Annotated in this window: 22 protein-coding genes; 12 read left to right on the top strand and 10 right to left on the bottom strand. The window is 68.5% G+C overall.

The window, feature by feature from the left end; genetic code table 11:
- Positions 1-388 precede the first annotated feature (388 nt).
- From EAD98_RS14830 to EAD98_RS14845, 4 genes are read left to right on the top strand one after another with little or no spacing between them, the layout of a single operon-like run.
- A complete protein-coding gene (locus EAD98_RS14830) occupies positions 389-1,894 on the top strand; it encodes an ATP-binding protein (RefSeq protein WP_121654638.1) in 1,506 nt (501 codons plus the stop codon).
- Positions 1,891-2,877 carry a PD-(D/E)XK motif protein gene (locus tag EAD98_RS14835; protein WP_121654639.1) on the top strand — a complete coding sequence of 329 codons (987 nt, stop codon included), beginning with the start codon at positions 1,891-1,893 and terminating at the stop codon, positions 2,875-2,877. The genes EAD98_RS14830 and EAD98_RS14835 overlap by 4 nt, the downstream gene beginning before the upstream one ends.
- A gap of 8 nt (positions 2,878-2,885) precedes the next feature.
- Entirely contained in the window at positions 2,886-5,738 is a 2,853-nt protein-coding gene (locus EAD98_RS14840; RefSeq protein ID WP_121654691.1) for a Z1 domain-containing protein, read from the top strand.
- A gap of 10 nt (positions 5,739-5,748) precedes the next feature.
- The gene (locus EAD98_RS14845) at positions 5,749-6,351 is read left to right on the top strand and encodes a hypothetical protein (RefSeq protein WP_121654640.1); all 603 of its coding nucleotides are present in this window, start codon (positions 5,749-5,751) and stop codon (positions 6,349-6,351) included.
- Here the strand turns inward: EAD98_RS14845 and EAD98_RS14850 are convergent.
- Positions 6,348-6,770 carry a DUF4259 domain-containing protein gene (locus tag EAD98_RS14850; protein WP_121654641.1) on the bottom strand — a complete coding sequence of 141 codons (423 nt, stop codon included), beginning with the start codon at positions 6,768-6,770 and terminating at the stop codon, positions 6,348-6,350. The genes EAD98_RS14845 and EAD98_RS14850 overlap by 4 nt on opposite strands.
- A 162-nt stretch (positions 6,771-6,932) precedes the next feature.
- Here EAD98_RS14850 and EAD98_RS14855 point away from each other — a divergent pair, with 162 nt between their 5' ends.
- Both EAD98_RS14855 and EAD98_RS31255 read left to right on the top strand, forming a co-directional pair.
- Positions 6,933-8,237, top strand: a complete 1,305-nt coding sequence (locus EAD98_RS14855) for a DNA cytosine methyltransferase (protein WP_121654642.1) — start codon at positions 6,933-6,935, stop codon at positions 8,235-8,237.
- A gap of 395 nt (positions 8,238-8,632) precedes the next feature.
- Entirely contained in the window at positions 8,633-9,058 is a 426-nt protein-coding gene (locus tag EAD98_RS31255) for a very short patch repair endonuclease (protein ID WP_199723415.1), read from the top strand.
- A gap of 125 nt (positions 9,059-9,183) precedes the next feature.
- Here the strand turns inward: EAD98_RS31255 and EAD98_RS14865 are convergent, their stop codons facing one another.
- Together EAD98_RS14865 and EAD98_RS14870 are read right to left on the bottom strand one after the other, a co-directional pair.
- A complete protein-coding gene (locus EAD98_RS14865) occupies positions 9,184-9,693 on the bottom strand; it encodes a flavoprotein (protein WP_121654644.1) in 510 nt (169 codons plus the stop codon).
- Positions 9,690-10,913, bottom strand: coding sequence for a helix-turn-helix transcriptional regulator (locus EAD98_RS14870; RefSeq protein WP_121654645.1), 1,224 nt, complete (start codon positions 10,911-10,913; stop codon positions 9,690-9,692). The genes EAD98_RS14865 and EAD98_RS14870 overlap by 4 nt, the downstream gene beginning before the upstream one ends.
- Positions 10,914-11,192: 279 nt before the next feature.
- On the opposite strand from EAD98_RS14870, the gene EAD98_RS14875 reads away from it, so the two are divergent.
- From EAD98_RS14875 to EAD98_RS14885, 3 genes are read left to right on the top strand one after another with little or no spacing between them, the layout of a single operon-like run.
- Positions 11,193-11,447 carry a hypothetical protein gene (locus tag EAD98_RS14875; RefSeq protein WP_121654646.1) on the top strand — a complete coding sequence of 85 codons (255 nt, stop codon included), beginning with the start codon at positions 11,193-11,195 and terminating at the stop codon, positions 11,445-11,447.
- Positions 11,444-11,707, top strand: a complete 264-nt coding sequence (locus tag EAD98_RS14880; protein WP_121654647.1) for a DivIVA domain-containing protein — start codon at positions 11,444-11,446, stop codon at positions 11,705-11,707. The genes EAD98_RS14875 and EAD98_RS14880 overlap by 4 nt, the downstream gene beginning before the upstream one ends.
- A complete protein-coding gene (locus tag EAD98_RS14885) occupies positions 11,704-12,009 on the top strand; it encodes a hypothetical protein (RefSeq protein ID WP_121654692.1) in 306 nt (101 codons plus the stop codon). The genes EAD98_RS14880 and EAD98_RS14885 overlap by 4 nt, the downstream gene beginning before the upstream one ends.
- An 8-nt stretch (positions 12,010-12,017) precedes the next feature.
- On the opposite strand, the gene EAD98_RS14890 is transcribed toward EAD98_RS14885, so the two are convergent.
- From EAD98_RS14890 to EAD98_RS14905, 4 genes are all read right to left on the bottom strand, one after another.
- Positions 12,018-14,021 (bottom strand): FG-GAP-like repeat-containing protein, encoded by a 2,004-nt coding sequence (locus tag EAD98_RS14890; RefSeq protein ID WP_121654648.1) that lies wholly within the window; start codon positions 14,019-14,021, stop codon positions 12,018-12,020.
- A gap of 257 nt (positions 14,022-14,278) precedes the next feature.
- The gene (locus tag EAD98_RS14895) at positions 14,279-16,495 is read right to left on the bottom strand and encodes a choice-of-anchor J domain-containing protein (protein WP_121654649.1); all 2,217 of its coding nucleotides are present in this window, start codon (positions 16,493-16,495) and stop codon (positions 14,279-14,281) included.
- A 210-nt stretch (positions 16,496-16,705) separates the two neighbouring features.
- Positions 16,706-17,932 (bottom strand): hypothetical protein, encoded by a 1,227-nt coding sequence (locus tag EAD98_RS14900; RefSeq protein WP_147457395.1) that lies wholly within the window; start codon positions 17,930-17,932, stop codon positions 16,706-16,708.
- Complete coding sequence (locus EAD98_RS14905) at positions 17,919-18,458, bottom strand: SigE family RNA polymerase sigma factor (protein WP_121654651.1); 540 nt, start codon at positions 18,456-18,458, stop codon at positions 17,919-17,921. Before EAD98_RS14905 ends, EAD98_RS14900 begins: the two co-directional genes overlap by 14 nt.
- A gap of 238 nt (positions 18,459-18,696) precedes the next feature.
- On the opposite strand from EAD98_RS14905, the gene EAD98_RS14910 reads away from it, so the two are divergent.
- Positions 18,697-19,602, top strand: a complete 906-nt coding sequence (locus EAD98_RS14910; protein ID WP_147457396.1) for a hypothetical protein — start codon at positions 18,697-18,699, stop codon at positions 19,600-19,602.
- A 338-nt stretch (positions 19,603-19,940) separates the two neighbouring features.
- Here the strand turns inward: EAD98_RS14910 and EAD98_RS14915 are convergent, their stop codons facing one another.
- Complete coding sequence (locus tag EAD98_RS14915) at positions 19,941-20,723, bottom strand: hypothetical protein (protein ID WP_121654653.1); 783 nt, start codon at positions 20,721-20,723, stop codon at positions 19,941-19,943.
- A 190-nt stretch (positions 20,724-20,913) separates the two neighbouring features.
- Between EAD98_RS14915 and EAD98_RS14920 the strand changes: the two genes are divergently transcribed.
- Complete coding sequence (locus tag EAD98_RS14920; RefSeq protein ID WP_121654654.1) at positions 20,914-21,549, top strand: hypothetical protein; 636 nt, start codon at positions 20,914-20,916, stop codon at positions 21,547-21,549.
- Here EAD98_RS14920 and EAD98_RS14925 read toward each other — a convergent pair.
- Both EAD98_RS14925 and EAD98_RS14930 read right to left on the bottom strand, forming a co-directional pair.
- Positions 21,539-21,907 carry a DUF4180 domain-containing protein gene (locus EAD98_RS14925; protein ID WP_121654655.1) on the bottom strand — a complete coding sequence of 123 codons (369 nt, stop codon included), beginning with the start codon at positions 21,905-21,907 and terminating at the stop codon, positions 21,539-21,541. The genes EAD98_RS14920 and EAD98_RS14925 overlap by 11 nt on opposite strands.
- Positions 21,900-22,355 carry a helix-turn-helix domain-containing protein gene (locus EAD98_RS14930; RefSeq protein WP_199723411.1) on the bottom strand — a complete coding sequence of 152 codons (456 nt, stop codon included), beginning with the start codon at positions 22,353-22,355 and terminating at the stop codon, positions 21,900-21,902. Before EAD98_RS14930 ends, EAD98_RS14925 begins: the two co-directional genes overlap by 8 nt.
- A gap of 173 nt (positions 22,356-22,528) precedes the next feature.
- On the opposite strand from EAD98_RS14930, the gene EAD98_RS14935 reads away from it, so the two are divergent.
- Positions 22,529-25,951, top strand: coding sequence for an AAA family ATPase (locus EAD98_RS14935; protein WP_121654657.1), 3,423 nt, complete (start codon positions 22,529-22,531; stop codon positions 25,949-25,951).
- The last annotated feature ends 30 nt before the right edge of the window (positions 25,952-25,981 follow it).

Below are 25,981 nucleotides of genomic sequence, written 5' to 3' on the forward strand. Positions count from 1 at the left end.
CGAGCATCGCGCCGTGGTTGGGGCCTGACCCAGCTGCAAGGCCCGGTCGGCGGCTGGGTGACGCTTGACCTGGCCGGACTCGTCTGGAGTTGGAGCCTACGACCCGAACGATGCCGGGGACCTGCACTGATGTATCAAACAGTGCTGCCCCAGGCGACGACCGTGGGCGACCTGAACCGATGGCTCGATGGTGACATTGTTGGGCCGGTTGTGGCAGAGTTTGTGGCCTCCTAGACGGTTGCGGACACTGTGGCATGCACGTTTCCTAGAGCTGGCCGCGCTGCTGCGGGCGCTGGCTGGCTGAGCGTGGAACCGGGTCTTCTCAAGCTAGTGAAGATCCGACATATGCTGTGGCTCGGTTCGCAGCCGAGCGAATGCTGGAGGCGTAGTGAGCGACTGGATCCCGGATGTTCCAACTGACGGCAGTATCGATCTGCCACCGGATCCGAGAGCGCTCGACGCGATCGGGCGGAACCACTCGCTCGAGACGGCGCTCGCTGACCTGGTTGACAATTCGGTCGACGCCGGTGCCACGAATGTCGTGATCAGGCTCGTAGTCGCGGGCGGTCTTCCGCGCGTGCTCTATGTGGCCGACAATGGCCGAGGCATGGCTCCCGACAAGATAGATACGGCCATGACAGTAGGCGGGCGGCGTGACTACGAGAATTCCGACCTCGGACACTTCGGGCTCGGACTCAAGGCTGCGTCGTTCAGTCAGGCACGCAGCCTTACCGTCATGTCCCGCGCCGCCGGCCAGGACCCGGTCGGCCGCAGGTGGCGGGTGAACACCACGACGAAGCGCGACTTCTCGTGCGACGTGATTCCCGCTCCGTTCGTGACTGCGGAGTTCGACCGGGACTGGCGGATCTCGCTCGGCCAGTCCGGAACCATCATCCGGTGGGATGATGTGGTCACTTTCCCAGCCGGGTCGGAGGCACATCGCGTTGAGATCTTCATCGATCGCTTGATCACCGGCGCGTGCCAGCATCTCGGGATCGTGTTCCATCGCTTCCTCGAACAGGAGCGGCTCAGCGTCGACTTCGAGGTCTACGACGTCGATGAGGCCTATCTCGGGCCTCCGATCCCAGTCACCCCGCTGAATCCGTTCGCATACTCACGGCCGGGTGCTGAGGGCTACCCCAAGATCCTGACCGCTACCGTCGACGGTGTCGACATCTTCTTCAAGTGCCACATCTGGCCGGGCAAGAGCAGTACTCCGTCCTACCGGCTGCGGGGGACGCCGGTTGAATACCAGGGGCTTTACTTCTACCGCCGGGACCGGCTGCTGCAGTTCGGCGGCTGGGAAGGCATCCACGTGTCGCACGCGAAGCTGCAGCTGGCGCGAGTCGAGGTGGACATCGACGGGGACATCGCCGGGATGTTTCACATGAACGCGGAGAAGTCCAGGGTGCTCGTCGGACTGGAGTTCTCCCGCCTTGCCGCAGCGGCTCGGTCGTCTGACGGAATTAGCTTCAATGATTACTTTGACCTGGCCGAGCAGGTCTATCGAACAGCGAACGCCCGCTCGATGAAGCGCACACCGATGATCTATCCCGGGGCCGGCTTGCCGTCCACAGTCAAGGACGTGATCCGTAAGGAGGTGCCGCCGTTCCTCGGCCGTGATCCTATCGAAATCCGCTGGATCACCTTTGTGGACGACTCTTTCTTCCGCGTGGACCGAGAACAAAGCACGTTGTGGCTGAACAAGCGCTACCGGAAGATGCTGCTCGGCGGCAAGCACGGTGGCCTGAACGATCTCCCCCTGGTCAAAGCATTGTTGTACCTGTTGGTGGCGGACTCGTTCGAGGGTAACTACCACGGCGCGCGCGACAAGGACAACATCGAACTGTGGCAGTCCGTTCTCACCACGGCCGTGCAAGCGGAGCGCCGATGACGTCGGCGGCGAACGTGGATAGACGCCACGTCTCGGTCGAGAGCTTCGTTCGGTATCTAGCAAGCGAAGTTCCGGTCGTCCTGCCGATCCGCGGGACACCGGCGGTGTCCGTGTTCGTTCGCCCGGCAAAGCCGGAGCTCGGTTTGCGGATTGAGGTCGACCCGGACACCCAGGCCCCGGGCACCGGGCTAACCAACATCGTCGCTCGTGTGGCGGATCACGAAGGACGGCACTACCTGGAGGTGGTCGTTGTGGCGACGGCCCTGTTCCGGGACGCCTACGCCGTGCTCTGCTCGATGGCCGACCGAATCCAGGTCGCCGGGATGACGCCCACTCACGCGCTACGGGAGACGCTGGGACAGTTGGCCTCCCTCCTCCGCGAGCCTGAGTCGATCTCTCAAGAGCGAGAGATCGGCCTGTTCGGCGAGTTGTTGACGCTCGGTGGTCTGGCGGCGAGAGTCGGCGGTTCGGCGGCCGTGGGTGCCTGGCGAGGTCCCCAGGGCGAGGAACACGACTTCGGGCTGCCTGCTGTGGACGTCGAGGTCAAGACGACGATCGGCGAGCGCCGCGCTCATTGGATCGATTCGCTAACTCAGCTGCAGCCCACAACGGACCGGCCGCTGTGGCTCGTGTCGCACCAATTAACAGGTGCTGGTGTGGGCTTCGGGAAGACGTTGCCGGAGCTAATCGACAAGGTGGGATCAACTCTTCCCAGCACGACTCGCGACGACTTCGAGGCGAAGCTGAGCGCGGCTGGGTGGTCCGCCGCCTACGCCACCCAGATGACGTCGCGGTGGGAGCGTCGTACGGAGAGTGCGGCTTTCGAGATCGACGAGCAATTCCCGCGGCTGGTGCCGGACGCCCTGCAGCAAGCCGGCCTGCCGATCGTTCGGTTGATCCAGGTTCGCTATCGAGTTGATCTTGATGGCATGGCAAGCCCCGTCTCCATTCCGGCAGGTATCGTCGCCGCACTCGGATCGTGAGGACGACCATGAACGGACCACTGGTCACCGCATACCTCGGCGCTCTCGGCGCGATGGTAAGTGGGCCGAAGGCCCTGGTGCGGCGGGCCGCCGTCGAGGCCGAGGACATCGCCCCCGACCTTGACGTGTCAGAGGATCGTCTACGGGACTATATCGCCGCCGCCGACCCCAATGACGAGCTCCGGGTACAGCTGCATATTCGGCTGGCCACCTGGGACCACGCGCCCATCGAATCGGGCCTGTGGATGGGCGACACCAAACCAAACACCGAGCTACGACGTGCGCGGATCATCAATCTGCTCGGGCTCGGGGACAAGACGGCTGCCCAGTTCGCCGACTCCTTCTCGATCGCCACTGACCACGACACCGTGATCGCCGGCGAGTGGGAACCGTGGTACACGGCTGACCTTCAACGGCAACGCGATTTCTACTGGAGCCACTACGTGGCCTACCTTCGTAAGCGGAGGAGGTGGAAGGCCGAAGCGATCACTCGTCTGGATGTGGCCACCAGCAGGGTGCTTGAACGGTTCGCCAACCCGGCCCAAAGCAAGCCGGTTCCGACCAAGGGCCTGGTCGTCGGGTATGTGCAGAGCGGAAAGACGGCGAACTTCGCCGGGGTCATAGCAAAGGCGATCGATGTTGGCTATCGCCTCATCATTGTGATGACCGGCACGACCAACCTGCTTCGGGACCAAACTCAGCGGCGGCTGGACATGGAGCTGGTCGGCCGGGAAAACATCCTCCGCAGCGTCAACGAGAACGACATTGAGGCGGCCAAGCATATTGACTACTTCGATGATGAGGATTGGATCAACGACCGGTTCAACAGGTACGGGGTGCAGCCGTCGGCGCTAGGAAAGCCCGAGATCCGGCGGATGACCACCCGTCGGTTCGACTACCGCTCACTCCAACAGGGGTTACCGGCGCTGGAATTCGAGCGTAAGGACAAAAATAAGCCCGTCTGGAGCGCGGAGAACCTTTATTCCACCGATGCTCGACTCATCGTGGTGAAGAAGAATGAGTCGGTACTGCAGAACCTCATCTCGGACCTGAAGAATAACGCCGACCGGCTCGAGGACATCCCCGCTCTCATCATCGACGACGAGTCCGACCAGGCGTCTATCAACACCGTCGACCCAGAGAAGCAGTCGCCGGGCGCCAAGAAGGAACGCACCACGATCAACGAGCGCATCTCGACACTGCTGCAAATGCTCCCTCGGGTTCAATACGTGGGGTACACCGCGACGCCGTTCGCCAACGTCTTCAGCGACTACACAGACAAGAACGACGTGTTCCCGTCCGACTACCTGCTCGCCCTGCGCCGGCCGCTGGATTACATGGGTGTCGAAGATTTCCACGACATCGATTCGTCGGTCCCCGAGTCGGAGCGGACCTTCTCGAACTCGAAGGAGAGGGCGCACGTCCGTCTGATCGATGACGGGGATGAGGAGTTCGCTTTTCAGAAGGCACTCGACTCGTTCGTGCTCGCCGGCGCCATCAAGCTGTACCGACAAGGGCTGAGCCCTGATGAGAATCATTACCGGCACCACACGATGCTTGTGCACGAGGCCGCCAAAAAGGCCAAGCACAACATCCGTGCGGAGACTATTCGAGAACTATGGAGTAGGTCGGGCCACACGCTCGCATCGGGCATGAAAAGGCTCCGCGAGCTCTACGACAGCGACCTCGCTCCGGCGTCCCACGGGCTCGATCTGGGATATCCGATGCCCGCGTCGTTTGCGGAGCTCGAACCGCTGATTGGGCGGGTCGTGCGGAGGATCGCGCCGAACGGCGACCCAGTGCTGGTGATCAACAGCAACAAGGAGCCGGACCAGGAAGAACTGGACTTCGACCGTCGCTCGGTGTGGCGGATCCTGGTAGGCGGCAACAAGCTGGCTCGTGGGTTCACCGTCGAAGGCCTTACGATCACCTACTACCTCCGGACAGTCGGGCACGCCGAAGCCCTGATGCAGATGGGGCGCTGGTTCGGCTTCCGGCCCGGCTACCGCGACCTGGTTCGCCTGTTCATCACCGCCAAAATACGCGACGCCTTCGAAGCCGCCTGCCTAGATGAGGAGCTCTTCCGCGACGAGCTGCGGCAGTACGCGGTGATGGCGGACGGACGTCCGCTGGTCACCCCTGCCCACATTCAGCCCTTGGTCGCCCGGCATGGGCTTCGCCCGACGGCGGCCAACAAGATGCGCTACGCCCAGCTCGTGGAGAAGCGCAGCCCGAGCAAGGAGCCTAGCTCCGGCTACCCGGCTCTAGTCGAGTCGGAGAAGCTGCGAAACAACGTCAAGGTCATGACCCCGTTATTACGGGCCGCCTCGAAAGAAAGCACCTTGTCCGCAGGCACCCGGAGCTTCGAGGCGTTGACCGGAGAGGTTTCCCACGCGGAGATGGTTGACGTTCTTACGCAGCTTCAGTGGCGGAATGACGACACCTTCAAGGCCGACCTGGCCTGGATCAAGAGCCTGGACAGCCAAGCCGTCGACAAGTGGATTATCGTGCTTCCGCAGCGGCGGTCCGACCGCAGCGTGACCATACCCGGCCTCGGCACGTTCTCGCTCCACGGCCGGAAGATCGAGAATGACAGCCTGCGCGGGAACTCGGAGAGCCTTCACCGTGCGGGGCTCGCGTCGCTCACCGGTCGAACTTCAAAGACCGGGTGCGCGATCATCTATCCGGTGATTGACAAGGATCGGGCCCGCGCGGACCTCCCGCGCGAAACCTGGCCGGACGGTGTCGTCATGGCTATCCGGCTTCAGCTACCTGAGAAAGCAGTCCCGGCCGGTACCCAGCCCTTGGTCTATCGGGCCGCCGCTAAGCGGCCCATCCCAACGGAAATTCACACGTGGTAAGGACGTAAAGTTGCCCGAGCCGTCAGTTCCGGAGAAGGTCCGCGCTGAGGTCATTCGCGAGCTCTACCGCCAGGTGGACACGCTCGACTGGGAGGAGCTTCCTGCGCGCGCCAAGACCGCCTACTACACCCGGTGGGTCGAGGACGACGCGATCGGGGGCGTGCTCGCCGACTACATGACGTCGGAGGGCATGCGAGTGTGGCTCAAGGACGGGCCCCTCAAGGAGTACGCGCGCGCCGTCGAGAGCTTCGGATCGTACGCACAATACGTATCGAAGCACTTGACGCCGCCGAGTGAGTTCCTCTTCCTGATCCTCGGCTCCGGCTGGCGCGTGCGGCCGGGGACCATCCGCGAGAAGCCCATGCACTGCAAAGCCACCGATGGCTCGCGGGAGCGCTACGTGTGTTGGGGTCGGGTGCGCAACTTCCGCGACCTGGTCTGGGCGGCGTTGAATGAGGCGGTCGATTCGGCCGAGCGTCCACTGATCGTCGTCTACGGGACGGAGGATGTTCCGATCGACACTGATAGATCAAAGAGGTTTCGCCGCATCGCGGAACATTGCGGACTTGATGTGGGCTTTGTGCGACGGGAGTGGTTGACGGCAGCGGCCTAGGGCTGTTTGTCGCCCAACGCCGCGTGGAGACGTTCCAACGCCTCGACCGCGAGGTCACCCTCGACGTCATCGGCCCAACCCCGACGCCAGGAGGAACCCTCCCGCAGGATCAGCTCCACGGCCGCTGCGGCGAGTCGCAGCAGGACCGGGGTGACGTCGACATATTCGGCGCCGCCGACGAACCGAGGCGCGTGTGGGGTGGTCACGTCGGGCAAACCGGTGTGGGCCTGACGGACTACCGTGGCGGCGGCGATCGCCTGAGCTGCGGCCGTATCGGATAGTGAAGCTGAGTCGAGGATGGCTCGCCGCAACACTCCCGATACCGCTTCGGTCCGTTCGGCCGGAGCGGCCGCCTCGAACTGCTCGCACCACTCCGCCGCGTCGTCATTGTCGAAGGGCCCCACGTTCCAGGTGGCCATTTCTCTCCTTGATGGGTCGCGGCTCACGGGCTCAGGTGGACGGTGGCCGCAGAGGATCGGAGGGCGTGGCCAGTGTGGTTCCCGGTGGCCGGGAATGGCAAGCGAGGAGCGGTCGCGGTGCGCTGGCTCCTAAGATCGACAACTCCGCGGTATGCTTCCGCAATGCTTGAGCCGCGAGGGGAGACCAAAGACCGGACCTCGGTCGAGTTGTTCGCCGGCGGCGGGGGGCTAGCGATGGCGATCCACCGAGCTGGGTTCCGTCCGCTCCTGGTTAACGAACTCGTCAAGTGGGCCTGCAAGACACTAGAGGCCAACAAGGCAGAGCTCCGAGGCGATGAGGAGTTCATCCCCTCGGTCGGGCAGGCGTGGCCGTTGGTTCCAGGTGATGTGCGCGACATCAAGTTCGACTACCTGTGGGATCAGGTCGATCTTCTTGCCGGCGGGCCGCCGTGTCAGCCGTTCAGCCTCGGCGGAGTCGCCAAGGGCGACGAGGACAGACGGAACATGTTCCCTGAGATGTTTCGGGCAATCCGTGACATCCAGCCCAAGGCCGTAATCTGTGAGAACGTTCAGGGCTTGCTGCGCCCATCGTTCCGACCCTATTTCGAATACATCGAGCGTGAACTCGCCCTGCCTTTCGAGCAGCGCGAAGAAGGGGTCAGTTGGCGCGAGCACGACGCCGTTCTCCAAGCGCGTCTGTCGGAGGCCCCCGCCGACCCGAAGAAACGGTACGAGGTCGTCACCACTCGCGTCAACGCGGCCGACTATGGGGTGCCGCAGATGCGCAACCGCATCATCATCGTCGCCTTCCGGTGCGACCTTGAAGTCGACTTAAGGCGGTTCGAGGCCTCTATCGCGCCGACTCATTCTGAAGCCGCACTCCTTCGCTCGATCCAGGACGGATCATATTGGCGGAAGCACCCGGAGGTGCCGTACCACGTCCGCGAACACGTAAAGTCGCGGCTGCCGCAGGCGATCCCCTTCGATGACGGAAAGCTCCCATGGCTGACCCTGCGCGATGCGCTTAAGGAGGAGATCGACCGGCGACGGCCGCTACCGCCGGTTCCCTGGGACAAGCTTGACCGTCGTGAGTACGAACTCGGTGGCGTGCTCGACCACATTGGTTGGCCGGACGCCCGCATCTATCAAGGGCACACACCGAATGAGCTGGATCGGCCCGCGAAGACTGTGAAGGCGGGAGTGCATGGAGTTCCGGGCGGTGAGTCGGTGATGCTCACCGATGACCCGCTCTCCGAGCCTTCCGCTGTGAGTCCGCTGAGGTACCGTCATCGATATATGACGGTCCGGGAGGCCGCGCGGGTGATGACTTTCCCCGATAGCTGGATCCTCAAAGGTCCTAGAAGTGAGCAGATGCGCCAGCTCGGGAACGCGGTTCCGGTGCGGTTGGGCGAGTTCTTTGCGCGTGCTATCGCTGGGGCGCTCGATGAGGCCGAAAGCCGACGATGACTGGCGGTGATGGGCGGGTCGACCGCGCCTGGGCCGATTCGCTCCCCCCTGAGCGAGCTTGGAAAGGCCTTAAGGGACGCAGCCGCCGAGCGGTGGCGGCGGAACAGGACCGAGCCGCCGGAGGCCTCGATCGCCGGTGGGTTGATCTCGACGGTGGTCGTCAGGCACGCGCCTCCGTGGAGCTGAAGCTTCTCCCGAAGACCAGGCGGCTCCGAGCGTATCTGCGCTGGTCGGATCGCGGCCGCTCGCCGAGCAGATATTTAGGCGAGGTCGGGGAGGCTAGCCGCGCTCTCAACCTGGCGGAGGGTTGGCGATTAGCGCGGGAGAAGGGTTTGCTCGCTCCGCCAGCGCCCGTTTCTGGGTCATGGGCCAAGTCGCGATCCGTCCGCATGTCAATGCAGGGCAATAAAAGCCGGGACACCGAGCCGGAACGCAAGCTACGCTCCATTCTCTTTCGGAGCGGGCTTAGATATCGTGTGAACACACGACCCCTGGAGAAGTTGCGCCGCACCGCGGACGTAGTGTTCCCTGGCGCGAGGATCGCTGTTTTCGTCGACGGATGCTATTGGCATGGCTGCCCCGAACACTATCGGCCAGCCCGCGAGAACCAGCAGTTCTGGCGCACTAAGATTGATGGCAACAAGGCGCGCGACACCGAGACGGATCAGCTGCTCGCTGAGGGCGGGTGGCAGTCGATTCGGGTTTGGGAACATGAAGAGCCGCACACGGCGGCGTTACGCGTGATCGCCGCTGTCCGGGCAACCCGAGTGCGTCCTCAGAAGAACATCCCGTCTGGCCGGACCGGACATGCTCCACCCTGACCTAGTTCGATGTCGAGGGTTGCCCACGCTGCTCATGCACGGCACGCACGATGAGATTGAAACGGGTCGCTGCGGTGCGGCAGCTGCAGGGATTGCGCTACGCGTGGTGCCCTAGGTAGGGCTGGTCACCTTTCCATCGCCTTGACGAGGCTGAGCCAAGGCGGGCGCTCGTGGTTGGACGCCTGAAATTCGTCGGCTGGGGCTACCGCTACTCCGTTCGCCTGGAGTTGGTCAAGGTTGCGTGTAAAGGCAGGGTGAGCGGCCAGAGCTGGCTTGGCGTAAGGCAAGACCCAGACGGGGAGACGCAGGCCGAGAGCCTCGTTGAGGATGCCGAGGGCAAGGTTGTCGCTGATGCCGAGCGCCCACTTGTTGATCGTGTTGAAGGTGGCGGGGGCGACCACTACTGCGTCCGCCTTTGGCAGCACGTCCGGCTCTCCAGGTCGTCGCCACTCCGACCGGACTGGGTATCCGGTCTGCCCGGACAGGACGTCCATGTCGATCCAGGTGGCCGCCATTGGTGTCGCGATCACACAGACGGCCCAGCCGTCCGCCATCAGCAGGTCGATGAGTTCGCCGATCTGGAGCGCCGGCGGCGCGGCGCACACGACGAGGTACAGAACCTTCTCGTCAGTCATGTGAGCAGCCCTGCGCGTACTGCCATTGGCCGGAGGCCGGGTGTCGCGGATCGGCGTTCCTTGGACAGCAGGTTGAGCAGCAGCGTCCGTGCCTGGACGTTGGCGGCGGGCAATTCCGGTGCCACTCGTTCGGCTTCCAGGAGGTGGAGAACGGCGAGCGAACTGCCGTCGCTGCCCGTCGCGCCTGCCTCCGCGAGGTCGAGGTGGACCTGTGCGCGCCGCCCGATCAGGGCGATCGGCAGCCGTGATGTGTCGAGCCGGCTTCCGATTTCGATGGCACGTTCGGCATTGCCGGCCGCCACGGCCGCGGACACCGTGTGGATCGTGACGTTGGTCGGCCCGAAGCCGGTCCACAGCCGGTTCTGATCGGATCCGAGGTCCGCGGCGACCGACTGTGCCTGCGCGAGGTGACGCCCGGCCTGCTTCACGTCACCCCGTCGCGCCGCGATGATGGCGGCCAAAAGCAGGAGCGCGCCATGCGCGGAGATTAGGTCCGGATGGGGCGATGGGCGCGGCCGTGCCAGGTGGTCGATGCTCGCAGCGGCGACCGCCTCGGCCTCGCCGAGTCGATCCGGGAACCGGAGTAGGGCGCACGCGGCCTGGTACGCGGCGACGGCCGCCAGCGCCTGGTCGTCAGCCAGTTGCGCCGAGGTCGCCGCGCGATCGGCGGTGAGAAGCGCCGTCTCGCCGTCACCGACCTTGCAGGCGATCTTCGACGCCGCGATGTATGCGGCGGCGAGCAGCTTGAAGGCGGTCGCCCGGTGTATGCCCGACCCGGATTGGGTCAGCTCGGTCGCAGCTCGGAGGACGTCCGGGATATGGCGCGAGGCGGGGACGTAGCTGGCCCGCTGATACAGGCCGTGCACCCGGGCAACGGCTCGCCGTACTACCGGCAGAGAGGCGGAAGGGCTTCCGCGGTTGTCGCTCGCCAGGTAGCGCGTGAGGAAGGCGCGCAGGCCGGCGAGTAGGTCGGCGCGAGTGCCAGGCTGGGTGTTGCCGGTGCTGTCTCCCATGATGCCTCCGGGCGTCGCGACGGAGACATCATCGAGGATCTCCTGAAGCTGGTCCAGGGGCACCTGGAGAGCCTCGGCGATCCGGATCCGGTGCCACGGTTGCGGGTCGTTCTCGGCCCGCTCCCACCGCACGACCGTGGAGCGTTCCACACCCAGGACCTCGGCCAGTCGCTCCTGGCTGAACCCGAGCATCTTGCGTCGCTGCACCAGCCGGTATCGCTTAAGAGCCACGCGTCCCCCTCCCGGGATGACCTCACTCTAGTGACGGTGCGTCGCCGTCCGCGTGACAAGCAGTGCCTCAGTTTTGCCTCACTTGAGCGCCGCGAGCGCTGTAGTTCCTGCTCACCGTCGGTCTCAAAGTGGGGACACAGGCCCGGGGTGGGTGCTGGGCTCCGGTCGGTTCGGGCGCGCGACCGTACCAACCGACCCCGCCCGCCTCGGCGCCACCTGAAAAGAACAGGCGCCGTCGACCGACGAAGGAGGGCCATGGACTCGATTGACGAGATCCTCGGTGAGCTGCCCCTACCGCCGTACGTGACCGCCGAGGACGTCGGTCTCGCCATCAGGGCGGTCACCGTGCACGCCGCCGAGCAGTGGCCCGATGGCCAGCGGTGCCGTAACGATCGCGCCGTGCACCCGTGTCGCCTGCACCGCTGGGGCCGGCGGGTGTTGGATCAGCGCGGCCTCACTGATCGCCAGATGCAGCTGCTGATCGCCGAGCAGACGGCGCCGCAGCGATGATCTATCTGACCGGCGAACGCCTGCACCCGCACGACGTCCGGTCCGCCGCCTTCGACACCCGCTGGCGGGGCCTAAACCCCGACCAGGTGAACGACTACCTCAACCGGGTCGCCGACGAGCTGGAATGTCTGCACCGCGAGCTGACCACGGCGAACACGGAGGCCGAGCGCGTCCGCCAGGCGCTGCGCCAGTGGCAGTCGCGCCACACCACCTGCCGCCACCGGCAGCCGGGAGCGGCCAACAGCCGGTGGCCGCGATGACTGCGCCCCGCTGGATCATCCACCTGCCCACCACGCTGACCAGCTGCGACGGCGCAACCGTCCTCGCGGCGGCTTTGCGGGACTCGCTCAGTCACGTCACCGCCATCGACTTCGGCGAGACCACTCTCAGCGAGGAGGACAGCCAGTTCCTGCGTACTCGAGTCTGGTGCGACGCCCGGCTCGACGGCGCCGGTCGCTGCCGGCGGCTCGACGGGCACGCCGGGCCGTGCACCCCCACTGACGAGGAGCTGCCCCCGACACCAGCGACGGGTGGCGCCAAAGAGGCACCACCCGTCGTCTGACGGATCCGCTACGCCCCGGGGACCACCACAAGGCCGTTGTTGTAGTCGGCAAGCAGCACGTCCTTGTGGCCGTCGCTGTTGATGTCGCCGACCGCGAGACCGTGGTGCTCGTAGTGGGAGGCGTAGTAGCTGTTGTAGCCCAGTTGCTCCCGGCCCAGGCGGCCGTCGGGGCGCTGGAGCAGAACGCCCACCTGGTGCCAGCCGCCGTGGGCGACCACCACGTCGAGCCGCGAGTCGCCGTCCATGTCCTCGAGGACGACCGGCTCGGGCATGTCGTGCGCGACGTAGACCTGCCACTCGCCGAGGGCCCCGGAGGTGTCGTGCGTCAGCACGGAGATCCGCGGGTCGGGCATGTTGCCGGTGACGGTGACGACCACGTCGGCCCGGCCGTCGCCGGTGACGTCGCCGGTCGCGAACGACCGCGCGTCGATCTCCTGCCCCTCTGGCACGGGGACGCCGGCGGAAGCGGCGAAGGTGCGTGCCGAGGTCTGCTCGGCGACGATGACCTTCCGGCCGTCGAGGCGTACCAGGTCCAGGCCGTGGCCGCCGGTCACGTCGGCGATCCCCAGGACGGGACCGGAGAGCGGTGTGGTCACGGCGGTCGGCACGGCGAACTCGCCCGGGCCGGTGCCGTAGCGCACCAGCACCGACTCGTTGGTGGTCGCCACCAGGTCCAGCGTGCCGTCCTGGTCGAGGTCGATGACGCGTACGTCGCCGAGGGCGGCGCCGAACGGCAGTGCCACCGGCGCGGCGAGCCCGCCGGCGGACTGCCGGTACAGGTCCAGCCCGTCGCCGGAGGCGACCAGCAGCTCGTTGCTGCCGTCGCCGTCGATGTCGGCGATGACCGGGACCATGCTGCCGCCGGTCGGCACCGACGTGCCGTAGCGGACGGGCGCGGCGAGCCGGTGCTCCGGCAGCTGGACGTAGAGGTAGGCCGAGTGGTTGAGGTCCCCGGCTCCGGCCTCGGTGCCGGTGGTGAGCACCACGTCGGTGAGCCCATCGCCGGTGAGGTCGCCGGCGGCGATGGCCGTTTCGGTGGAGCCCACCCGGGCCGCCTCGGACGGGCCGAAGGACACTTTGCCGTACGCCGGGTCGACCTGCAACGGCAGGTCGGCAGACGAGCTGCCCCCGTTGTTGGGGTTGGTGCCGTAGCCCTCGAAGCGGGCGTAGTAGCCCACCGAGCTGGCCTTCGGGGTGGTCACCATCGCGGCGTACCCCTGCCAGAGGGTGGCCTGGCCGATGACCTCGCCGCCGGCGACGAAGACCACCTTGCCCCACGGCTCGGACCCGTCGGCGGTGCGGACCCGCGCGGACAGCGCCACCGACTGGCCCTGCTCGGAGCGGGTCGGGTTGACGGCGATCGTGGTGGTGGTCGCCAGGCCGGTGTACGCGGCGCCGGACGCGAACGGGCCGGCCGCGCCGTTGGCGGTGAGGGCGCGCACCTTGTACTGGTAGTAGTAGCCGTCCGACCGCCCGGTCTCGCGGAACGACGGCTCGGTGGTCGAGGTGATCAGGCTGTCCCCGTCGATCGGGTGGTGCCGGTACACCTCGTAGCGGGCCGCGCCGGGCACCGCCGCCCAGGTCAGCTCCATCGTGCCCGGGGTGCCGGTGAGCCGCAGACCGCTCGGTGCGGCCAGCACCGGCAGGGTGGTGGCGCTGGCCTGGGGTGACTGGACGGAGAGCTTGTTCCGGTACTCGGCCTGCGCCACGTAGTAGTAGGTGGTGGCAGGGGCGAGCCCGGCGTCCAGGAACTCCAGGCCGGTGCTGCTGCCGATCTGGGTGTAGGGGCCGCCCGACCCGGTGGAACGCGAGATCCGGTACGCGGAGGCTTGCGGCGCCGCCTGCCAGCTCACCCGGATCTGGGTGGACGAGACCGCCGTCGCGCTGGTCGTCGGCGGCGGGTTGATCGCCGGCCCGGCCTGGGCCGGTGCCGCGGTCAGTTGGGTCACCGCGACGAGCGCCGCCACGAGTGCGATGCCGAACAGTCGTAAGCGGGTGGGTGTGTGCGCCATCGGCGTCCTCCGGTCCCCGTGATGATCATTCCGTTGGAACGGCGTTCAGCCGTCGCACTGTGTCACACCCGCCGCGCGGACAAGGCTTCTTCATGATTCGCGGACGCAAGCCGGACAATGCGGCGACGGCCGACGCGATCGGCGGCTGACTGGGTCGGCGGCTGACTGGGTCGGCGCGAGGTCCGCTGGCAGGAAAGGGCCAGGGCACCTGCCCCCCGGTGCGGTGACAGGTGCCCTGGCGGTCGGAGCGGTTCAGGTCAGGAGTTGCCTCCCGGCTGGACGACACCGTTGACCTTCAGGGTGTACGGCGCGTACTGGCTGACCTGCTCGGTCGGCTCGTCGTAGGCGACCACGGCGACGACCTTCGGGAAGACGCTCAGCAGCGCCAGCTGCGCCCGGTTGAGGGTCACGCTGGACTTGCCGTCGAACTCGAACTGCCAGGCGAGCGAGTGCTTCTCGTCCAGGCCGATCAGGCGCACGTTCCAGTTGTGGACGCTGATCGGCTTGATCTCGGTGGGCGAGTCGAACGGGGTGAGGCTGCTGCCGTCGCTGACCATGGTGCCGCCGACGGTGATGTCGTCGATGAGCCAGCCGCCCTCGTTGACGCCGCCGTCGCTGAGGTAGCGGAAGCCGAGCAGGACGGACTTGCCGGCGTACGCGGACAGGTCGTAGGTGTGCGCCTCGAACCCGTTGGTGGTGCCGTTGACCGCCGGGCCGAGCGGCCCGTCGGTGGTCTTGTCACCCGGGATGGCGGTGTAGGTGGCGCCGCCGTCGGTGGACACGGTGACGTAGCCGTAGTCGAAGCCGAGCTCCGCGCCGTACTTGGCGACGAAGCGCAGCGTCGGGTCGGTCGTCGGCACGGTGAGCTTGGTGACGGCGCCGGCGTCGGTGTTGTTGTCGTTGCCGGAGAACAGGACGGGGTTGCCCGCGCGGTCCGGGTCGTTGTTCAGCACGGTCCAGGCCAGCGGCAGCGCCGGCAGGGTCTTGCCGCCCTGGAACGACAGCGACCGCAGGTCACGGCCCCGCAGCGGCTGCCCGTCGGCCTTCTGCAGCGGCACGTAGTCGGCGCCGTTCGGCGCGGCGCCCGGGGTGGCGTTGGCGGCCGGGTTGGCCAGGTTGACCGTGGAGCGCAGGCTCTTTGTGGTCACCCGGCTCTTCGGTACGCCGAGCATGATGCCGTGGCGGGAGTCCCCGACGATCTTGTCGACCAGCGTCATCGTCTGGTAGTCGTGGATGACCTGGTACATGTCCTTGGCGCCCTCGGCCTTCAGCGCCGCGCCCAGGCTGGCGAGGCCCTGCAGGTCACCGTCGTTGTGCAGGCGGTGGACGATGTCGGTGCCGTACCGGTCGTAGAGGAACTGGATGAACGAGTACGCGTTGCCGTAGTCGGCGAGCACCGCGTTCGCGTTGGGGCTCTCGTCCCAGAGGTTCAGTGAGTTCTCCGGGCCGCCGCAGTCGCGCGGGTTGGCGTTGTACGGCGTCTGCACCGTGCCGAAGCCCTGGTAGCAGTAGAGGTGGCTGTCGGCGCCCCGGTCGAAGACGGTTGCCGTGGTGTCGACGTACCCGGTCAGCGTCTGGGCGAAGTCGGAGAGACCCTCGTTGAGCCAGGTCGTCTCGAACGGGTCGGTGTAGTAGTGCGCCAGGTGCTGCCATTCGTGGGCGAAGGTGCCCTCGTAGCTGAACGGGCGGGCCGGGCGGCTGGTGCACAGGTCGTCGGTCGGCTCGTTCGGCGGATTGGCCCCGGTGCGGTGCAGCCAGTCGAACGCGTCGACGGTCATCACGTTGCGGTCGAACAGCTCGTTGAGCTGGGCCGAGAAGAAGCCGGCGATGTAGGTCGGCGCGGCCGGGAACTGGAAGTAGTTGTCGTCCCGGACGTTGTCGATCAGGGTGACCGTCTTGTTGCCACCGCCGGTGTAGACCCCACCGTTGCCGTCGGCGTCCGGGCCGATCAGCGTGTTGGTGCCGTCGCGGTCCGGTGGCCGGCTGAAGGCGACCGTCTCCTTCGGATACATGTTGGTGTCGAACTCGTGCACGAAGCTCTGCACCTGCGCGTCGGTGATCTGCGTCGACGTGGCCACCTGGTTGCGGCAGTCGTTCGCCGGAAACCCGAGGTCGTTGGCGACCCACACCTCGATGTTGTCGCCGACTCCCCGCAGCGTGTAGTCCTTGCGGTAGTAGCTGCCCTGGGTGTCGTCGAGCCCGAGCCACTGCCGGACGGTGCCGACCGCCGGGGTCTCCGCGGCCTGGGCCCTGGACCGCGCCTGCGCGCGCGGCTGGTAGCGGGCCGGCGTCTCGACCTTGCGGCCGTCCAGGGTGAAGTCCTTGCGGGTCAGCTCGCGGGTGTCGTCGCTGGGTCGGTCGTTCGTTGCGGCCGGTTGGGCGGGAGCGGCCGCCGCGCCGGTAGCGGGAAGGACACTCAGGAGCGGTAGGACGAGTGCGATGGCTGCGGCACCGGCGATCCGGCTGCGTGCCATTGGCCCCCCTTGGGTCTGGTGAGTCCGGTGGCCGGGGTCTCCGTCGAATCCACCGGGATGACATCCACGTTCGTACGCCAGATAGTTGCCTTTGGCAATCATCTGGCCACATGATCCACCGCACTGGCCGCCCCGTCCAACGGGGCGGGCCGGGCCCGGCGAGATCGCCGGGCCCGGCCCAGGGAGGGGGATCAGGGCAGTGTGGCCTGGTCAGCCGGCCCGCAGCGCGGTGGCGGCGGTTGGCCAGGTGCGCTCGTCGGTGACGTCGGCGAGCTTGATGCCCTTCAGGATCCTGGTCATCTCCGCGTCGGAGAGCCGGCCGCCGCTGGCCACCTGGATGGTGGTCCTGCCGTCCGGGCTCCAGGCGTTGCAGAAGCCGTTACCGCACTTCGGCTCGGCCGGCGGCTTCTCGCCGTCCTTCAGCGCCTGGTTCGAGTTGGCGTTGGGGCTGACGTAGATCTGGAAGCTGCCGGGCGGGTCCTCGCCCTCCGGGCCGCCGTACGGCTCGGTGAGCCCGGTGGTGGGCAGGGCCGGAGCGGCGAAGATGGCGCCGCCGTAGTTGCCGTCGCCGGCCGCGGCGATCCCGTTCAGGCCGGCGTAGGCGTGCTGGCCGAGTTCGGCGGCGTGGTAGCCGGCGGGCAGGTACCCGACGGTGAACGGCACCCGGGCCGGCGCGGGGACGCTGGGCCGCAGCCCGGCGACCAGGGCACGCAGGTCGGCGGCGACGACGTCGGACGGCTCCGCGAAGCTCTCCGCCACCGCCCAGGCGTTGTCGGTGTACTCCCAGGCGAGCGCCCGGTGCAGGTTCGCGCCGTAGGTCGGTCCGTCCTGCTCGATCGCCTGGTGCCCGTCGACGGTGACCCGGTTCCCGGTGAACTTCTCCGCGTCGAACGCGCCCGGCCGGTAGACGGTCAGGTAGGCGTAGAGCTGCCGCGCGTCGTCCCCGGGCGTCGAGACACCCTTGGGGCCGACGGCGCCCTTGGCGCCGGCGCCATCCCGGGGCTCGACGACATCCTTCGGGTCGACGGCGCGATCGTTGGTGACCAGGCCGTCCATGTGCAGCGGGGCGATCTGGTAGGCGGTCGACACGACGATCGGGTCCTTCACGTGCAGCTTGCCCGCGTCGAACCGTTGGAAGACGTACTGGAACGGGTCGGCCGGGAACTCCCAGCCGGCGGCCGGGGTGAGCGGCGATGCCGTCGCCAGGGACGTGCCGGCGGCGGCCTGCTCTCCGGCGCTCGGGCGGATCTCGGCGTCGGGTAGGCCGATGCTGACCGCCGCGACCACGCCGGTGACGGCGAACGCGGCGGAGGCCACCGTCCACCCTGCCCGGCGACGCCGCTGCACCTTCCGTCCCGCGGTCACGATGTCGTCGACCGTGTACCGCGGCGACGGCGCGTCGGAGGTCACCTTCTCCACCAGTTCATCTGCGCGCACTGGTTGTCTCCCTTTCTGGATCGATGGTGTGGTCAAGGTCGATCTGGTCGTGGGCCAGGACCTCGCGCAGCCTGGCGAGGCCGCGGGAGGTCTGACTCTTGGCGGTGCCGATGTGCCAGCCGAGCACGCTGGCCGTCTCCTCGAGGCTCATGCCGAGGTAATGGCGGCAGACGACGGCGGCGCGCTGCCGGGGCGGGATCTCCCGCAGAGCCGCCCGGACCCGCAGCCGTTCGTCGACCGCCGTCGTCGGGTCGCGCTGCGTCGCCTCGGGCAGCGCATCACCGGCTGAGCGTTCCCGCCGCCACGGGCGGCGTTTCTCGTCGATGGCGGCGCGGACCACCATCGTCTTCGCGTACAGGTCGGGTCGCTCCAGCCGCGGCCACCGCGGGTACAGCTTGGCCAGAGCGGTCGCCGCCGCGTCCTCCGCCGTGTGCCAGTCACCACAGGTGACGTACGCCAGTTTCCGCAGCACCGGCAGCTGGGCGGCGACGAACTCCCGGAAGCCTTCCTCGTCCTCGGCTTTCACGCGGGTAGAACGGAGCGGGGGCCGGCAAATGTTGCCGCGCGCGGGAATCTTTTTCCGCACGCCCGGCAGACCGATCGAAACGATCGATGACATGGTCTGTTACGCGACGTAGTCGTTTTTGGGATAATGCCTGGTCAGACCGCTACCTACCGTGAACTCGTCATCACGAGCGGCCCTGGTGTCGGCGCCGGTTCCCGGAACTGAGCAGCCGCCGCCCGGCCTCAGACGGGAGAAACATATGCGTGCTCAGAAGGAGTCCCGGCGGTTCGGTCCCCGAGCGTCCGTACTCGTGCTCGGTCTCGTCGTGGCCGGTGCGGTGGTCGCCCCGGCGAGCCCGGCGTCCGCCGCGGTCCCCGGCCTGGTGCGGATCGCCGCGACCAGCGTCAGCAACTCCGCCGACTTCCACAGCGCCACGGCGACCTGCCCGGTCGGCAAAGTCCTGACCGGCACGGGCTACGAGCTGAACGGCGTCACGGGTGAGGGCGTCGTCGACGACCTGCGCCCCAACGGCGGCCCGGCCACCGCCCCGACGGCGGTAACCGTGGGCGCCTACGAGACGGAGGCGTTCGCCGGCAACTGGTCGGTGACGGCGTACGCGATCTGCGCCAACCCGGTGCCCGGCCTGGTGCGGGTCTCCGCGACCAGCGTCAGCAACTCGGCCGACTTCCGCAGTGTCACGGCGACCTGCCCGGTCGGGAAGGTGCTGACCGGTACGGGTTACGAGTTGAACGGTGTGACCGGTGAGGGTGTCGTCGACGACTTCCGCCCCAACGGTGGTGCCGCGGCGGCGCCGACCTCGGTGAACGTCGGCGCCTACGAGTCGGATGCCACCGCGCTGAACTGGTCCGCGACCGCGTACGCGATCTGCGCCAACCCGCTGCCCGGCCTGGTGCGGACGTCCGCGGTGGGTGCCAGCAACTCCCTCGACTTCCGCAGCGTCGTCGCGACCTGCCCGGTCGGGAAGGTGCTGACCGGCGCCGGCTACGAGCTGAACGGTGTCACCGGCGAGGGGATCGTGGACGACTTCCGGCCCAACGGTGGTCCGGCCATCGCTCCGACGTCGGCCGCCTCGGGTGCGTACGAGGAGGACGCGTTCGCCGGGAACTGGTCCGACACGGCGTACGCCATCTGCGCGACGGCGTAGGAGGGCTCGACCGGCATAGCCGCCCCGCGATCGCGCGGGGCGGCTGTGCCGTTGACTGTTCGGTCAGGAGCCGCCCTGGCGTTGAACACGCCCCTCGCCGGAGACCTTGGCCCGGCCCAGGTCGCCTTCGGTGCCGGCCGGGCCGGTCGCGGTACGGCGGTTCCGTTGGTCGGGCGAGTGCTCCATGGGCGAGCCCTGGCGACCCGGGGCGCCGCTGCCCGAATGCCGCCGACCTCGCGCCGACTCGCCGCCGCTGTCGTGTTTGTTCTGCTTGTGGCTACCCATGCACCGCGCGTACCCGGTCACCCGGCGGCTAGTCACGAGCCGACCGGCGAACGTCAGCCGTTGGGTGTCCGCGTGGTGGGCAGGATCGGGGTCGCTCTGGGCAGCCGCTCGCGTTGCTCCAACGGGAGCCATTCACCCTTGGGGTCGAGCAGTTCGATGAGCTCGACGAGCTCATTCTGTAGGCGTACCAGCCGTTCATTCTCGCGCTGGCCTCGGGCTTCCACGTCGTCCACCTCCTTCAGGAGGCGGGTGAACCAGGACGCGAACCTCGGGTCGGTGTCGAGGCGTTCGCAGAAGGCTGCGTATCCGAGCACCTCGGTCACCGCGCCCTCAGGCGACTCCACTCGGTGCAACATGACTTCACCGATGGCCCGCTGGTGTCCCCGGAACACGCGGAACGGGCCGGGCAGCGAGTCGGTCGCCAAGGGATGGTGAATCCGCTGTATCGCAGTGAAGAGCTCCTTGGTGCTCTTCACCGACTCAAGATCGAGGAAACGCTGTTCCCGGCGGAGGACCTCCAGCCAGGCCAGGTGCTCGGCGAGGACGTACACGGTGTTGTGGCGGACGTAGTGCTGCTCCTCGCTGTCGCCGGAGTGCAGGTACGTGCGCAGGAAGTTTCGGCTGAGCACGTTGTGCAGCCGAGACTGCAGCGACTCAGCTGACGACAGCAGCGGCACCCGGTAACGCCGGAACAGATCCTCGGCGAGTTCCACCTTCTCGCGGTTGCGTGTCTCGTCCTGCAGGCGGTGGGTGACGAGAGCAGTCCGATACGTCACCGCCACGCTGATCAGCGCCACGGCGGCGGACACCACAGCGATCACGATTTCCGGCCCCATGCCGCACAGCTTGCCTCGCCCCGTCGTCGGCCGATGCGTTCGACTCGCCGATCAGGCCGCTGGGGATGCGCGTAGGGCAGGCAGGCGGTCGATACCGCGATATGGCGTCCGCGGACGGCGTGCACGAGTCGCCGACCGTAGCGTCCGAACCGCGCGGGTCCCCAAGCGCGCGATCTGAGGGAGGGCAGCCATGCAGAGGCCGTTACCAGGGGAGCAGGCCCCGGTCATCGTGAATGTCGACCGCTGGCGGGCGGGGTTGCCGGACGCCTGGCCGGACAACTTTCCAACCAGCGGCGACGTCTGGCGGCGCGACGTCTTCGCGGTGGCCGACGCGTACCGGGCCGGCTCGGCGAGCCCCCGCCAACTGCTGACCGCCGTGCTGATCTGGGGTTACGGATCCATCGGGTACGGGCCGTGGCGCGCCGCCAGGTCGCTCGGGGCCGACCCGGACGGCAAACGTCTGGCGTACGCGCTGGAGGAGATGTCCGCGCCAGCACCCGACGAGGACGCGCTGCGTACGGCGTACCGCCGCCTCCGCGACCCCAACCAGGCTCGCCTGCCGTGGTTGGGGTCGGGATTGTTCACGAAGGTCCTCTACTTCGTCGGCTACCGGCGCGGGGCGGGCGGTGTGCAGCCGCTGATCCTCGACCGCGTCGTGGCCAGCTGCCTCCCCGTCGAGGCCGGCGTCGGCCGACAGTCCGACTGGTTATCGGAGGAGTGGCTCGCGTACCTGCGCTGGGCAGCCGAGCAGGCGCAGGCCCGAGGCGTTGAGCCGGACGAGGTCGAGTTGGCTATCGGTAGGGAGGCTGAGGCGGCTACGACATAGCGCGGAGCCGGGCGTCGAGGGCCTCCAGGTCGGGGACGAACCAGATGTGCCCGGCCCGGTTCGACTCGTGCACCAGGGCACGCAGCGCCGAGCTCTCCGCCAGGTGCGCCGAGATGTCGCCGACCACGGCCAGTCGCAGCCGGTAGTTGACGAACTTCTGCATGACCTCGCCCGCGAAGCGGGTGCCCAGCGAGAAGAAACGTTCGTCGAGCCGGTTGGCCGGCACGGCCACCACCTGGGCGCCGAGGAAGGCCGCGCCGATGAGGTCGAGCGCGTCCTGTTCGGTGGCCAGCGGCGGGCCCGCCGGGTCGCAGACCAGCACCTGCACCCCGGCGCGTTCCTGGACTTCGTCAGGCATCGTGGACCTCCCGGTCGAACAGGCCGTTGTCGGCGTTGAGTACGGCGTCGAGCAGGTGCAGCAGCTCGGCGGTGGCGGCGGGGTCGCCGAGGATGATGATCTTCATGCGGCGCCGCTCCTCGTCGTGCACGGTCTGCACCCGCAGAGGGTTGGCCGGGTCGTGGCCGGTGTTGGCGCTGGTGAGCACGAGCGTGCCGAGCCGGTCGGCGACGGCCCGGTCGACGCCGTCGATCTGCACGATGCTCGACACCTCCGCCGGCCCGGCCGTGGTGCCGGTGGTGGCCCGGGTCTGCCCGGTGAGCGCGTCGAGGTCACCGGCGGCGATCCGATACTGCTTGCCGATCCGCACCGCCCTCAGCCGGCCGGAGCGGATGTAGCCGCGCACCGTGCGTACGTGCAGCCCGAGCCGGTCGGCGACCTGCTCGACCGAATACATGTCTTCCTTCATCGCTCCCTATCCTACCCACACAGGGAAGGTTGGGGAGCGATGAGGTAGGTCACCAGGGTGACGACGACATCAGCTCCAAAGGGCCCGCGACGTCCTCACACCTGAGCTGCCGGCCGGGCGTGCAGCGCCAACGATCCCCCGGTGTCAGACGATTCCAGTACCGTCTGGAAACCATGGACGCGCGGCTCGGCGACGCCATCATCGGGCGGGATCATCCCGCAGGTCTGCTGCGTGCTGAGCTGGACCGGGCCACCACCAGCCACGGGGCCCTCGTCCTGGTCACCGGCGAGCCGGGCATCGGCAAGACGACCCTGGTCACGGCCGCGGCGCGCGAGGCTCGACAGCGCGGGGCACTGGTGCTCGGCGCCGCCTGCTGGGACTCCGACAGCGCCCCCGGCTACTGGCCGTGGGTGCAGGTGCTGCGCGGCCTGCAACGCTCCGCAGACGACTGGGCGGTGGCGCGGGAGACCGCGGAGCCGGCGCTCACGACCCTGCTCGGCGAGGCCGGCACCGGCGGCGAGCAGGCCGGTCGCACCGCCAGTTGGGCCGGCGTCGACACGGGCGGCGACACCGCCGACCGCGAGGCGTTCGCCCTGTACGACGCGGTGACCGCCGCGCTGGTCGCCGTCTCCCAGCACCGGCCGGTCGTGGTCGTCCTCGACGACCTGCACTGGGCCGACCCGGCCTCGCTGCGCCTGCTGGCGTTCGCCGCCCAGCACACCTGGTTCGAACGGCTGCTGCTGATCGGCACCTACCGCGACGCCGAGGTCGAGTCGGGCGAGCACCCGTTGCGCCCTCTGCTGATGCCGCTGGTCACGAAGGCGACCACGGTCACCCTCACCGGCCTGTCCCGGGACGAGGTGGCCGCGTTGATGGCGCGTACCGCCGGGCGGGAGCCCGACGCCGGCCTGGTCGACGAGGTGCACCGGCGTACCGGGGGCAACCCGTTCTTCATCGAGCAGACGGCCCGGCTGTGGCGCGTTGACGGTGCGGGCGGCACCATCGCACCCGGCGTACGGGAGGCGGTGCGCCGCCGGCTGGCCCAGCTGCCCGCACCGGTGGTCGAGGTGTTGACCGTGGCCGCCGTGCTGGGCCGGGAGTTCCACCGTCAGGTCCTGGCGGCCAGCGCGGCTGCGCCGGCGGCGCAGGTCGACCGGCTGCTCGACCGGGCGGTGACCGCCCGGCTGGTGGTAGCCCGGGGCGGCGGCCGGTTCGCCTTCGCTCATGACCTGGTCCGGGAAACGCTCTACGACGGGCTCGCCGACGACGACCGGCGGGGCCGGCACGCCGCGGTCGTCCGGGCGGTGGACCCACCGGCGGAACTCAGCGACCTGCTGATCCCGGCCGACCTGGCCCGCCACGCCTACCTGGCCGGCCCCGCGCTCGACCGGGCCCGGGTCACCGAGCTGCTGGTCGCCGCGGGGCGGGACGCGTTCGCCCGGCTCGCCACCGACGAGGCGGGGGTGCACTTCCACCGGGCGCTGGAGGTCGTCGAGGACCGGGCGCAGCGGGTCCGGATCCTCGTCGAGTTCGGCGAGGTGCGCTACCACCACGCCGGCCGGGAGGAGGCGGGGCGACTGCTCGCCGAGGCTGCGACGCTGGCCCGTACGCTCGACGACCCGGTGCTGCTGGCCCGTGTCGCGCTCACCGTCCACCGCTCCCGCCAGGTGGAGACCAGGCGCTCGATGAACGCGGCCGAGCTGGTGCGGGAGGCGTACCGGCGGCTCATCGGCGAGCCGGACGGCACCGCGTCGGTCGGCACGTTGATCGCCGACCTGATCACCGCCACCGAAACGATCGCCCGCCGGGGCCGGGACGACGAGACGCTGACCTTCAGCCTGTGGGCCCGCCACGACACCACCTGGGGGTTGGGCACCGCAGCGGCCCGGGCCGCCCTCACCTCGGAGATCCGGGACGTGGCCCGCCGTACCGGCGACCGGGAGACCGAGCTGTGGGCCACCTCGCTGCGCTGGGTGGCGCTGCTGGAGCTGGGCGACCCCCGCTTCGTCGACGAGTTCACCGCCTTCGTCACCGGCGGCGGGCAGGACGACCTGGCCCGGCACCGGATGGCCGCGACCATCGACAGTGGAATCATCGCGGCGTTCCGAGGCGACTTCGCCGAGGCCGACGAGCGGTTCGCCATCCTCACCGACTTCGTCGACCCGGGGCACACCGAGTTCGCGTTCATGGGCCATCACCTGCTCTGGTCCCGGCTGCTGCTCCAAGGCCGGTTCGACGAGGCCGACGCACTGCTGGACGGACTGGCCCCGGCCGACTACCCGTACCGGGAGCTGCTGCGGGCGATCACCGCCGCGGAGCGCGGCGACGACGAGACGGCGATCCGGCTGACCGCCGGCATCGAAGCCGCCGACATCCGGTACCCGCGCCCGGTGTCACCGCTCTGGCTGCGGCTGCGCGCCCAGGCGGCGGCCGCGTCCCGCGACCCGCAGCGCTGCGACGACGCGCGCGCCGCACTGACCCCACACCGTGGAGAGTGGACGGTGGCGCTCTTCGGCTGCGACATCAGCGGTCCCGTGGACCACTGGCTCGCGGTGGTCGACGCCGCCCAGGAGCGCTGGGACGACGCCATCGCTGGCTTCGAAGCGGCCCGCGACGCTGCCGACCGGATGGGCTCCCGGTCCTGGTCGCTCATCGCCCGCACCGAGCTGGCGAACGCCCTGGCCGGCCGTGGCCACCCGAACGACGCCGCGACAGCGGCCACCCTGAGTGCCGCCACCGTGCGGGACGCCACCGCCCTCGGCATGACCCAGGTGCTCGACCGGCTCGTAGACCCGACGTCCCCCAGCGCCGCCACCTCGGCCGACCCCGCCACCCCTGGCCAGTTCGCCATGGCTGGCGAGGCCAGTGCGCTCAACCAGGTCATCGCGGCCAACCAGGTCGGTGCGTCAGGCCAGACGACGGAAGCAGGCCGGCTCGTCGCGTCAGGCCAGACCACGGAAGCAGGCCGGCTCGTCGCGTCAGGCCAGACAGCGGAACCAGGTCCGGCCGTCGGGCCGCGCCAGGTCGTGCCGGCCGGAGCGCCGGTCGAGGGGTACGAGTTCCGCCGCGACGGGCCGGTCTGGCAGCTCGCCTACGCCGGCGCCGTCGTGCACCTGCCCGACGCCAAGGGGCTGCACGACCTGCATCTGCTGCTGAGCCGGCCGGGCAGTGACATTCCGGCGGTAGAACTGCTCGACCCGGCCGCCGGGCCGGAGCTGGTCGCCGCCCGCCGGATGGGCGGCGATCCGGTCCTCGACGACGAGGCGAAGGCCCGGTACCGGCGGCACCTGGAACGCCTCGACGAGGAGATCGACCGGGCCGCCGCGCGCGGCGACGACCGGAAGGTGGCCGCGCTGGACGGTGAACGCGGCGCGCTGCTCGACGAGCTGCGCGCCGCGGCCGGGCTGGCCGGCCGGAGCCGCCGGCTGGGCGACGAGGCCGAGCGGGCCCGCAAGACGGTCACCGCGCGGATCCGGGACACCCTGCGCAAGCTCGACGAGCGCCACCCGGCCCTCGCGGGCCACCTGCGCGAGACCGTCTCGACCGGCAGCACCTGCCGCTACCTGCCGCCCGAGCCGCCGCCCTGGCGCCTCTGAACAACAACGACGGACGGGCGCCGCCACATC

The organism is Micromonospora sp. CV4 (genome assembly GCF_003667455.1).
In the GTDB taxonomy this organism is placed as follows: Bacteria; Actinomycetota; Actinomycetes; order Mycobacteriales; family Micromonosporaceae; genus Micromonospora.

Bases quoted from the DNA above. Each gene is read 5' to 3' on its own strand.
- EAD98_RS14850 (WP_121654641.1), bottom strand. From the start codon at position 6,770: ATGGCCACCTGGAACGTGGGGCCCTTCGACAATGACGACGCGGCGGAG.
- EAD98_RS14925 (WP_121654655.1), bottom strand. From the start codon at position 21,907: ATGCCTGACGAAGTCCAGGAACGCGCCGGGGTGCAGGTGCTGGTCTGC.
- EAD98_RS14920 (WP_121654654.1), top strand. From the start codon at position 20,914: ATGCAGAGGCCGTTACCAGGGGAGCAGGCCCCGGTCATCGTGAATGTC.
- EAD98_RS14855 (WP_121654642.1), top strand. From the start codon at position 6,933: ATGCTTGAGCCGCGAGGGGAGACCAAAGACCGGACCTCGGTCGAGTTG.
- EAD98_RS31255 (WP_199723415.1), top strand. From the start codon at position 8,633: ATGCAGGGCAATAAAAGCCGGGACACCGAGCCGGAACGCAAGCTACGC.
- EAD98_RS14935 (WP_121654657.1), top strand. From the start codon at position 22,529: ATGGACGCGCGGCTCGGCGACGCCATCATCGGGCGGGATCATCCCGCA.
- EAD98_RS14880 (WP_121654647.1), top strand. From the start codon at position 11,444: ATGATCTATCTGACCGGCGAACGCCTGCACCCGCACGACGTCCGGTCC.
- EAD98_RS14895 (WP_121654649.1), bottom strand. From the start codon at position 16,495: ATGGCACGCAGCCGGATCGCCGGTGCCGCAGCCATCGCACTCGTCCTA.
- EAD98_RS14875 (WP_121654646.1), top strand. From the start codon at position 11,193: ATGGACTCGATTGACGAGATCCTCGGTGAGCTGCCCCTACCGCCGTAC.
- EAD98_RS14910 (WP_147457396.1), top strand. From the start codon at position 18,697: ATGCGTGCTCAGAAGGAGTCCCGGCGGTTCGGTCCCCGAGCGTCCGTA.
- EAD98_RS14835 (WP_121654639.1), top strand. From the start codon at position 1,891: ATGACGTCGGCGGCGAACGTGGATAGACGCCACGTCTCGGTCGAGAGC.
- EAD98_RS14930 (WP_199723411.1), bottom strand. From the start codon at position 22,355: ATGAAGGAAGACATGTATTCGGTCGAGCAGGTCGCCGACCGGCTCGGG.
- EAD98_RS14840 (WP_121654691.1), top strand. From the start codon at position 2,886: ATGAACGGACCACTGGTCACCGCATACCTCGGCGCTCTCGGCGCGATG.
- EAD98_RS14885 (WP_121654692.1), top strand. From the start codon at position 11,704: ATGACTGCGCCCCGCTGGATCATCCACCTGCCCACCACGCTGACCAGC.
- EAD98_RS14865 (WP_121654644.1), bottom strand. From the start codon at position 9,693: ATGACTGACGAGAAGGTTCTGTACCTCGTCGTGTGCGCCGCGCCGCCG.
- EAD98_RS14890 (WP_121654648.1), bottom strand. From the start codon at position 14,021: ATGGCGCACACACCCACCCGCTTACGACTGTTCGGCATCGCACTCGTG.
- EAD98_RS14915 (WP_121654653.1), bottom strand. From the start codon at position 20,723: ATGGGGCCGGAAATCGTGATCGCTGTGGTGTCCGCCGCCGTGGCGCTG.